Source organism: Peribacillus sp. P4_D6 (genome assembly GCF_056401795.1).
Genome location: NZ_JBFUIQ010000134.1, coordinates 1 through 9,778 on the forward strand (window position 1 = coordinate 1; position 9,778 = coordinate 9,778).

The 9,778-nt window shown below is 39.4% G+C and carries 9 protein-coding genes; all 9 read left to right on the top strand.

The genetic code is table 11. From position 1 onward, the window contains the following. Positions 1-1,646: sigma-54 interaction domain-containing protein (locus AC1DVB_RS22735; RefSeq protein ID WP_477591077.1), on the top strand; the 1,646-nt coding region annotated here is incomplete at its 5' end. 583 nt (positions 1,647-2,229) lie between these two features. Then, positions 2,230-2,655 (top strand): MarR family winged helix-turn-helix transcriptional regulator, encoded by a 426-nt coding sequence (locus tag AC1DVB_RS22740; protein WP_053534838.1) that lies wholly within the window; start codon positions 2,230-2,232, stop codon positions 2,653-2,655. 314 nt (positions 2,656-2,969) lie between these two features. Next, the gene (locus AC1DVB_RS22745; RefSeq protein ID WP_477591080.1) at positions 2,970-4,610 is read left to right on the top strand and encodes an MFS transporter; all 1,641 of its coding nucleotides are present in this window, start codon (positions 2,970-2,972) and stop codon (positions 4,608-4,610) included. After that, a complete protein-coding gene (locus AC1DVB_RS22750; protein WP_057277799.1) occupies positions 4,607-5,239 on the top strand; it encodes an HlyD family secretion protein in 633 nt (210 codons plus the stop codon). The genes AC1DVB_RS22745 and AC1DVB_RS22750 overlap by 4 nt, the downstream gene beginning before the upstream one ends. Positions 5,240-5,282: 43 nt before the next feature. Further along, a complete protein-coding gene (locus tag AC1DVB_RS22755; RefSeq protein WP_057277798.1) occupies positions 5,283-5,813 on the top strand; it encodes an NAD(P)H-dependent oxidoreductase in 531 nt (176 codons plus the stop codon). A 12-nt stretch (positions 5,814-5,825) separates the two neighbouring features. Continuing rightward, positions 5,826-6,197, top strand: a complete 372-nt coding sequence (locus tag AC1DVB_RS22760) for a hypothetical protein (protein ID WP_057277797.1) — start codon at positions 5,826-5,828, stop codon at positions 6,195-6,197. A gap of 1,106 nt (positions 6,198-7,303) precedes the next feature. Then, positions 7,304-8,167, top strand: coding sequence for a branched-chain amino acid ABC transporter permease (locus AC1DVB_RS22765; protein ID WP_034312368.1), 864 nt, complete (start codon positions 7,304-7,306; stop codon positions 8,165-8,167). Between the two features lies 1 nt (position 8,168). Continuing rightward, on the top strand, positions 8,169-9,164 hold the full coding sequence (locus tag AC1DVB_RS22770; protein ID WP_454861226.1) for a branched-chain amino acid ABC transporter permease: 996 nt from the start codon (positions 8,169-8,171) through the stop codon (positions 9,162-9,164). After that, a partial coding sequence (locus AC1DVB_RS22775; RefSeq protein WP_477591083.1) for an ABC transporter ATP-binding protein occupies positions 9,161-9,778 on the top strand: 618 nt, incomplete at its 3' end. The genes AC1DVB_RS22770 and AC1DVB_RS22775, both read left to right, overlap by 4 nt.

The window sequence follows — 9,778 nt, forward strand, 5'->3', positions numbered from 1 at the left end:
TTYCTGCACTAGTCGTGGATTCTGCAAATCGGATTAAGGATTGGGGAAACTATTTTAATCAATTGTTAAGCCAGGATGGTAATCATACATTAACCGAACAATTCGATGAGTGGCAATTTCTCGATAATAAAAGGCTTGCAGCTGCAAGGCTGCATGATAAACGGTATTTATTTTTATTAATGAAACAAATGGATGCTGACAATATTCTTTATATAGGCAGGGAAACGGAATTTTTGGATGATTTACTGATTGATGCTCATGAGACGGATAAATTGAATCGCGCACTGGATGCAATAATCGAAAATTCCTATGATGGAATATACATCACCGATCAAGATGGAATCACGCTTTATACCAATTCGGCAATTGAACGGATCACAGGCATACCAAAAGAGTACTATATCGGCAAATCTGTGGACCAATTGATTAAACGCGGCATACTGAATGCGTCGGTGACTCATAAGGTAGTGAAGCTGAGACGAACGGTATCAGTCGTACAGGATAATTTTGCGGGAAAGGAAACATTGATAACTGGGAGTCCCGTTTTTAATGCAGAAGGGGAAATAGAGCAAGTCGTTACGAATATAAGGGATTTATCTGATTTAAATGAACTGATGCATGAGTTGACGAAAGCTAATGAACTGAATCATCAATATAAGCAGGAAATTGAGAAACTGCGGAAGATAACGAGCAAAGATGGAGTCGTATTCGTCAGTGATAAAATGAAAATGATTTATGAGATAGCAGAAAGAATATCGGATATTGATGCGACAGTACTCATACTGGGAGAAACGGGTGTTGGAAAGGATGTCCTTGCCCGCAATATCTATAATCGGAGCATCCGGTCTAAAAAAGGAGACTTCATCAAAATAAATTGCGGGGCAATTCCCGCTGATTTATTGGAATCCGAGCTCTTTGGATATGAAGGAGGGGCATTTACCGGAGCCAATCAAAAAGGAAAACCAGGGATGTTTGAGCTTGCAGAGAGTGGTATCCTATTCCTTGATGAAGTCGGTGAGCTTCCCCTGCAACTTCAGGTGAAGCTGCTCCGGGCCCTTCAGGAAAGGGAGATTCAAAGAATCGGAGGTACAAAACCAAAGAAAATCGATGTTCGCATAATAGCAGCCACGAACCGAAATCTTTCGGAAATGGTCAAATCGGGTGATTTTCGTGAAGACCTCTTTTATAGGTTGAATGTCATTCCGATTACGATTCCTCCTCTAAGGGAAAGAAGAGAGGATATCTTGGCATTGACTGACTTGTTTTTAACAAAAGCAAACGAACAATATAAATTCTCAAAAGAAATAGATTCGCGGTTGAAGGAATATTTTTATCAACATGATTGGCCAGGAAATGTCCGTGAATTGATTAATATTGTGGAAAGGCTCGTCGTGCTGACGGATAATCGAATATTATCGATTAACGACCTTCCGGAAGAATATCAGCCGGAAAACAGGAATCAACCGAACCTCAATGCTACCTTAACTTTAAAAGAAGCGGTGGAAAGAGCCGAAAAGGAAATTTTGACGAAAGCGGCTCAAACCTACCAAACTACATATGAAATAGCAGAAGCCCTGGAATCCAGTCAGGCAACAATCGTGAGGAAACTTAAAAAATATCGATTAAAGGTCAGTGGAAAAGAATAGATGAGTTTGAACTGTACCTTCCAATGTTAGAAAATGGGAGGTACAGTTTTTTTGACTGATTATACGAGTGGCGAAAATTCAATAAAAAAATATAAATTGAATGTGAACCAAAGACGAAAAGATAATATAGAATGGAGCAGCGGTGTCCAACCTAGATTCACCAGATGTCAACATCTTTGGCTAGAGGACGGTCTTACTGAGAAACCAGTCTGCTCGATCAACATATTTATTTATTTAAAGTTCCGATGAATAAGAGGAAAAGCCGATTTATACAGGTGAGGAAGAATATGTAAAGTTACAGAATTAATTTATCAACACTGATTTTCGCTCGAACCTTTAGAATGTCAGAGACAAACAGGGGAATTTATCAATAAGATATCTGATTAAAACCTATTCAATATATTGATTTAAATGGGTTTATTAAGGCTTTAAAACTTGGTAAGCCATTGAAAATCATGTATATTGTTTTTATACACATACAAGGGTAGTGGATCATTTTAATTGGAAAATATATATAAAGAACCAGCTTCACAGTTCAGCCTAATTATTTTTCAAGTAAATCACTAGAAGGGAGATATAGATTTTGGACTCACTCCAGTTAATTGAATATGACATAGCCCTGCTTGTACGTCTAACAACATCCCCCAGTAGACAAATAGGCAACCTAGATCGATCCGAGTTTTTATTGCTAAGTGAATTGGATAAGCATGGGCCACTAGGCATTAATGAATTGTCAGACCAATTGAGACTGAATGTGTCTACCGCAAGTCGCCAGGTTGCCGCTATGGAGTCAAAGGAATTCATTCGCCGTTATCCAGATCCGAAAAACGGACGAATCAGCTTAATTGTCATGACGAAAGAAGGGCAAGAAATATTACATAATGCTCAGAAGTCTCGTCAAGAAAGATTATCCGATATTCTTAAAGACTGGTCAGAGGAAGATTTAAACGTTCTTCAGAGGAATTTAACACGTTTGAATCAGGATATTAAGAACTGGAAACAAAGATAATCCGAATTTTGATAAGCAGAACCAGTAATGTTTATTACATATTTTAATGAACCTTTTCATGAAAAAGCCTAATTCAAATGTTCTTATTTGAATTAGGTTTTTTCATTTTTTCGTGTTATAGGTTAGTTTGGGTAATATTTTTTTATTGCTATATTTTATATATGTTGTATAATACAAATTGCAAATAGCAAGTTTGGGTATGTTGCATCTTTAACTGCTCAATATGAATGGATGGTGAAGACTTTTTTCTTTTAAAAATATTAAGGAATGGAATTTGACATTCAAAATTAGCTTAGAAAGAAAGGGGGAATTATATGAATTCACAAAATAATGTATTGAGTGGCGAGATGAAGAAACCCCTCTTGCCGGAATACGTGCTCATATCTCTATTAACGTTATTTTCATTTGGGCCTCAATACTTTACAAGTCTTTCCTACATCTTGAATCAAATGGTTATTCAAAATGGACTTAACTTAAGTACACACGTTATGTTACTTCCATCCATTTGCTCAAATTTGGCTTTTTCGTTAGGTCTCCCATTTGGACGTATCCTTCCCATGAAATATGGAATAAGAAAAATTTATCTTACTTTCATTTTCATATTCCTTGGTGGAACGATCATCAATATTCTATGCTGGGGGATCATTCCGCTCACCATTGGAAGATCACTCCAAGGTTTAGGGGCAGGTGTATTGTTTCTGACAATCCTACCGCTTAGTTTAAGGTCTTACCCAAACAAGGTGCGGAATCTGTTTATATTGTTTGCGATAGGTGGTTTATTTGGTTGCAGCGCGGTAGGTGCATTTGTTGGATCCTTATCTTTAAGTATTTCAGAGTGGCGATGGATATTCTTGTTAARTATTCTCTCATCCCTCATTTGCCTTGTAATRGGGTTCAGGATATTACCCAAAACGAAGCCAGAGTTAAACTCAGGAACGACGAAACATAACATGAAAGGAATTTTCTTATTCACTTTATTAATATTGGACTTGATTTTCCCGCTGTATAACTTACAAGAACACGGCTTTACATCAAATCAGGTTTGGCCATTTTTTGTGATTGCTCTTCTATTGGCGTTATTGTTCATAGCGGTTGATTTTAATGCTGTTGATCCCTTTATTCCAATCCGATCATTGTGGTCAGCAAAAACAGTTTCAGGAACAATTATGGCTTTAACTGCTCATATTGCTCTCATCGTCGCGATTGCAGGAGCTAATGGGTTTTTGAGTAACATTCTTGATCCTCCATTCATATACCTTACGTATTTTTATTTGTGGTTTTTTGTTGGCTTTTTGGCGTCTGGCATCATCTGTACTTTGCTGTATGACAAATGGGGTGCAGGCAGGCTGGGAATGGTAGGATCCATCATCATCATAATGATCAGTATTCAATGGAGATCAATGGGAACCGAGGTTTCTTTAACGGCAATAAATGTTCAAATGGCTTGTATAGGCGTAGGCGTAAGCATGGTGCTATTATCAGGGGCATTGGGAACAGCACTAGCAGGTGACATTCACAAGGCAGTACTACGGTCATCATCCCTGCATTCAATGAGAAATTTATTTGGTTCAATTGCTGGACCAGTACTAGGATGGTTCGCTTATCGAATGCATGCGATTCACTATGAAGATGTTCGAGGGGAAATATCTCTATTGAATCCCGAAACTAACTCAGAGATGGCCGGATTGGTCCGCAATTATATCAATAATGGACATACACTTACAGAGGCAAAAAGCATGGCTTATTATTCAATGGTTGAGAATAGTCAAAAAGGTGCGCTTCTAGGTGCTTACCATGATTTATTTACCATTCTCCTGGTATTAGGCATAATCATGTTGTTAGCTTCCATCGGAAAGGCTGTAACGGGCAAAGGAAGGTCGCTAGTGCAGAAAGAGCAGCACATTTTACTTCCAGCACCATTGGAAAAAACGAATAAAAAGGGGAAATACGTATGAGTAAAGGTCGTTTAATAATTGCCAATATTTTAGGTATTCTTGTTGTAATTGCTTTGCTAGCAGGCGGTGCCTACTTTTATTATCAAAATGAGAACTTTGTTAAAACCGATGATGCGAAGGTATCTGCAGACATGGTTCAAATTGTAGCACCAGCTTCTGGTATGCTCAAAGATTGGAATATTAAAGAGGGTAAAGCTGTTACAAAAGGAAAGGCAATAGGAACAATTGATGAAGAAGGTCAAGCCGTTTCCATAAAGTCTACCATGGAGGGAACGATTATTAAAAATGGAGCAGGAAATGACCAGCTAGTACAAGGTGGCCAAGTGCTAGCTCAAGCTGCAGACCTCAAGCATTTATACATTACAGCTAACATCAAGGAAACAGATTTAAAGGATATTGAAAAAGGCGATTCAGTGGATATAAACGTAGATGGCGATACCGACGTAACTTTCGAAGGAAAAGTTGAAGAAATCGGCTATGCTACTAAATCTGTATTTTCGTCTTTACCAGAATCGAATACGGGCAATTTCACAAAGGTCACTCAAAAAGTTTCTGTTAAAATCTCAATTATGAATCCATCTGCCAAAGTACTTCCTGGTATGAATGCTAAAGTTAAAATCTCGTTGTAGATGAAAATTCGCATCAATGCAACCAAGAGGAGTGAGAAATTTTATGAAAATCTATGTAGTCTATGATAGTGAGGGTGAACATACAAAGGCATTGGCATATTCAATAGCGGAAGGGGCTCAAGAAGTGTATGGTGCAGAAGTGCATATAGATCATGTGGATCAGGCAGATGTATATAAGCTATCAGAAATGGATGCGATTGTATGGGGATGTCCTGGACATTTCGGGACGATTAGCTCTGGATTAAAAGCTTGGATAGATAAATTAGGGTTCTTATGGGCAGAAGGTAAGCTGATAAACAAAATTGGTGCTGTATTTTGTACGACTGCTACCGTCCATGGAGGATTAGAAGCAACGATGCTTAACCTCATTACTCCAATGCTTCACCAAGGGATGATTATCGTCGGCTTACCTGGTAATGTTCCAGAAAATGCTTTATATGGATCTTATTACGGGGTAGGGGTGTCCTGTCCTGTTGATAGTACAGATTTGCTTCCTAAGCAAGCCCAAGAGTTAGGAAGAGCTTTAGGAAAACGTGTAGCGGAAGTCACACAAACTCTAACACATGTACAGTAAGGGGTTGGTCAGATGGTGACCATTATTGCTTGCATAGGATTGGCTATGGCTGTTATTGGGGGATTGTTCAAGATTAATTTCTGGTCAACTTCAAAAGAAGAGATGGCACGTGAAACGGTTATGAACGAAACTGGTAAGGAAGCCATCCATTCACCTGACAAATCTGAATTGGTTCCAGAGGTTCCAGAGGAGACTCTAACTGCTTCCGCTGGGCAGGTTAAGCACATGAACGATCAGGCCTACCGCCAAGCCCTCCAATGTTTCCAGGATACGAAGCAGGAAGATTTAAACATCAAGGGATTGGCTATGAAGGATGAAGAATATAGAAAAGCGTTAAAAACCATGAATCGTAAGCGTGAAAATGAAAAAAACGGAGAAGTGTAGAAAAATTCCTAAGGATGAACTAACTCTAAAAAGTGGGGTAACATTAAATCGTGTGTTAAGTACAACTGCAAGGTAACGCTTCTTAGACATTATGAATGCGTGACCCATTCGATCGGTAAGAGATTAGAGGATTAACAATAATTTAATAGCTGATCTCCGTGGTAAAAGCTGATAAGGAAATCTTGACGAAAGCGGCTTAAACCTACCAAATTACCATGAAATTGGAGAAGCGCTTGATTCCTCATGCAACAATTGTGAGGAAACTTAAAAAATATCGTGGTCGTGAAAATAATAGTAAGTATGAACAGCACCTCCAATTTTGGGTATTATCCAAAATTGGAGGTGCTGTCTTTTTGACTGAATTCCTAATTATATTTACGCGTTTTTGGGGGATGACGGGCTTTATTACCTTAGAAAATTATTGGTTCTTAGGTTGTGTTTTTTTTACATTATTACCCGCCAGCTAATATGTGAAATGATGGAAGTTATAAACGGGATTTTTTGGTTCCTTTCCATTTTAATTTTTTTTTGATTCAGAAATGATTTTTTCAGTCAATAGTGAATGAAGGACATCCCGTATGGAACCGATACTTTTGAGATTTTACAATTCAATAATGAATTCACAGACTGGTTAATAGCCTTATTGAAGGTGATTTAATGTTTGGCACGGCACTTGCATTATTATCTGGAAATTAATCTGGAAATTAATCTGGAAATTAATCTGGAAATTAATCTGGAAATTAATCTGGAAATTATTCTGCGGAATGATTCTCCTATGGAAGGTGCGAGGTGAAAGGGGTGAAAAAACCAGACGGCCACCATGTATAAACCAAACAGAAAATGGAATCATTGGCTTTCCCTAAATACAGCTTGTCTGTACGATCGTTACGCCCGAAAAAAATGAAAGCGCTAACAAGGAATGCCTAAGCTATTTCTATAGGCGGAGAATAAAGGGAATTAAAGCTTATTGTCCATTCCCGAGATGTTGATGCTATGGGAGAGTATGTGAAAATGTTTTTAATACAGATGTTTGCTTTTAAAATATGGACAGGATTGTGAGCCAGGAACAGCAAAGTGAAATTCATTAATTTTCAAGGAGGAAATAAATGGAAATTTTGATCCAGCAGCTTTTTAATGGCTTGACGATTGGCAGCGTATATAGTCTCGTTGCACTGGGCTTGACGCTAGTATATGGAATTTTGCATATTCCGAACTTTGCACACGGTGCCCTATATATGTTGGGAGGATATATCACGTTGTCAATGATGACATTATATGGGGTCAATTACTGGATGGCCATGTTCGTATCCATTATCGTTGTTGGTTTGTTGGGAGTCCTTTTGGAACGTTTCGTGTTCCGCCTGTTAAGGGAGGCACCTCCGTTGCACGATAAGATTGCAGCCATCGGCATTCTCCTTTTTCTTGAAGCTTTTGCCCAATTTGTCTGGGGTGCCGACTTCCATACTATGACTTCTCCATATGGTCAAGTCGTCAATATCCTGGGACTGACGTTCACACTTCAGCGATTATTGATCATCGTGTCAGCTATCGCAGTGATGGTTTTACTTTACCTTTTCCTAAAGAAAACTTATGCCGGTTCGACGATAATTGCAATGTCCCAAAGTCGTGAAGGGGCGTCATTAGTAGGAATCAACATTAATAAAGTCGCGATGCTTACCTTCATGATATCGGGGGGATTAGCAGCCATCGCTTCATCCCTTGCATCACCGATTAATCTTGTTTTTCCCGGCATGGGGCATTTAGTCATCCTAAAAGCCTTCGTCATTATCATATTGGGTGGAATGGGCAGCATCCCGGGGGCGATCGTAGGTGGATATATCCTAGGTTTCAGTGAGAGCCTGGGTGCAACTTATATTTCAAATGATTATAAAGACATCATTGCATTCATACTTTTAGTCATCATATTAACGGTGAAACCAACAGGTCTTTTTGCAAAGGGGGAGAGGTAGTGTGAGGATATTAACGAAAAGAAATGGGATTATCGCTCTTATCATCTTTGCTTTTTCATTCCCCTATATCGCGCAAAACGATTATTATCTCCATATGCTGACACTTTCGTTCATCTGGGCGATAGCTGTTTATGGAATCAATTTATTATCAGGCTATACTGGATATCTCTCGCTTGCACATGCTGGATTTTTTGCGATTGGAGCATATTCTCTTGGCCTACTTACAGTAAAAGCGGGAATGAACTTTTGGCTGGCACTAATATGTGCATGTTTAATCACATGTGCCATTGGGTTTTTAATCGGTTTGATTGCGCTAAGGACAAAGGAACACTTTTTCGCGATTTATACCCTATGTGTGGGTTACATCATATATCTGGTGATCGATAAATGGGAGGGACTTACAGAGGGGGTTAGGGGATTGATAGGGATCCCTGCTCCTGGGAATATAGGACCTATCACATTCGATACTGCAGCATCCCAATATTATCTCGTTCTCATTTTCCTGCTTGCAGTGATTTTAATCATGTATCGAATTATATGCTCGTTGACCGGCAGAACGTATATGGCGATCAGGAACAGCGAGGACCTTGCACAAACGATTGGTATATCCACAATGAAGAATAAGTTAACCGCATTTGTCCTATCCACATTCTTCGCGGGTTTGGCAGGTGCCTTGTATGCTTCATTCATCCGTTTCATTGGACCTGATATCGGATCAACCGCCATCATGTTCGATCTATTGATGTATTTATTGGTTGGCGGAATCGGGACACTTTCAGGTCCATTGGTAGGAACATTATTATTAGTAATCCTGTCGCAGAATCTGCAATTCCTTCAAGAATATCGAATGTTGATATTCGGACCATTACTTACGGTGATCATTATCTTTTATCCGCGCGGAATCGCAGGGGCCTTCTTTGATTGGCAAAGAAAGCGAAAAAATAATGCGCTGTCCGGGGTTAGGGGCGAATTGCACATAAAAGCTGAGGAGGGATGAATTTGCTAATCGAAACTAAGAATTTGACAAAGCGTTTCGGAGGATTGGCGGCCGTCAATAATGTGGATTTTTCAATTGAAAAAGGTAGAATCAATGCAATAATCGGGCCAAATGGTGCAGGGAAATCCACTTTTTTTAACTTGATCAGTGGCTTTCATCGACCAACTTCCGGGACGGTGCTTTTTAAAGGGATTGATATCACCAAACTTCCTGCCAATGAAATTGCGGGGCTCGGAATTTCAAGAACCTTTCAAACGACAAGCCTTTTCGATCAATCGACCGTGTTGGATAATGTCATTGTCGGTCATAGACTGCGAACAAAATCCAATTTGGTGGATGCCATTCTAAGAACAAAACGTTTAAAACGGGAGGAAGCGGCTTGCAGGGATAAGGCTATGGAGGTGCTTGATATTGTCGGATTAACGGAATCGGCTGACAGAATGGTCTCGAGCATCTCGCAGGAGGAAAAGAAACGGACAGCCATTGCCCTAGCCCTAGCGACAGAACCGGAAATCATCTTTCTTGATGAACCTGCTGCGGGAATCAACCCGGATGAAACGGAAGGCTTGACAGAACTGATTAAAAAATTGAATCGCTCAGGATTGACCGTTTGT